This window comes from Psychromarinibacter sediminicola (assembly GCF_029168335.1).
Taxonomy (GTDB): domain Bacteria; phylum Pseudomonadota; class Alphaproteobacteria; order Rhodobacterales; family Rhodobacteraceae; genus Psychromarinibacter; species Psychromarinibacter sediminicola.
Genome location: NZ_JARGYC010000226.1, coordinates 1 through 605 on the forward strand (window position 1 = coordinate 1; position 605 = coordinate 605).

The window sequence follows — 605 nt, forward strand, 5'->3', positions numbered from 1 at the left end:
GCGCCATCGGCGAAGAGGATCAGGATGGGCCGGACGGAGGTACCGCGCATCTGCAACCTCGGGCCGTCGCCACGCCCAGGGCTGCGTGATGCCGATCCGCGGAGGGGCCGCGCGACCCTCCGTCACAGCAGCCCGGCCAGCCACAGGTAAAACGGCAGTCCAACGGTGATGTTGAACGGGAAGGTCACCCCCAGCGACAGGGTCAGGTATATGCCCGCCTCCGCCTGCGGCAACGCGATCTTCATCGCGGCGGGAACCGCGATGTAGGAGGCGGAGGCCGCCAGAACCATCAGCAGGAACAGGCTGCCGGTCTGAAGACCGATCAATACGCCCAGCCCCATCGCCAGCATCGCGCCGATCACCGGCATGAGGAGCCCAAAGGCGAACAGCCCCGCGCTGAGAAGATGCCGGTTGCGCAGCAGGCTGCGCCCCGCAGACAGGCCCATGTCCAGCAGGAACAGACACAGAATGCCGGTAAAGGGCGTCACCACGAAGGGCGCGATCATCTCCATCCCCTTGTCCTGCGTCACGGCGCCGATCACGAAGGCCCCGGTCAGCAGAACGATGGAGCCGTTGGCGAAAAGCTCGCGCATCGGCACGCTGCC

General features: G+C 66.6%; 1 protein-coding gene. It reads right to left on the reverse strand.

Translation table 11 applies throughout. The features are described from left to right. Positions 1 to 122: 122 nt before the first annotated feature. On the reverse strand, positions 123 to 605 hold a 483-nt coding region (locus P1J78_RS25115; protein WP_275570098.1), incomplete at its 5' end, for a sodium-dependent bicarbonate transport family permease.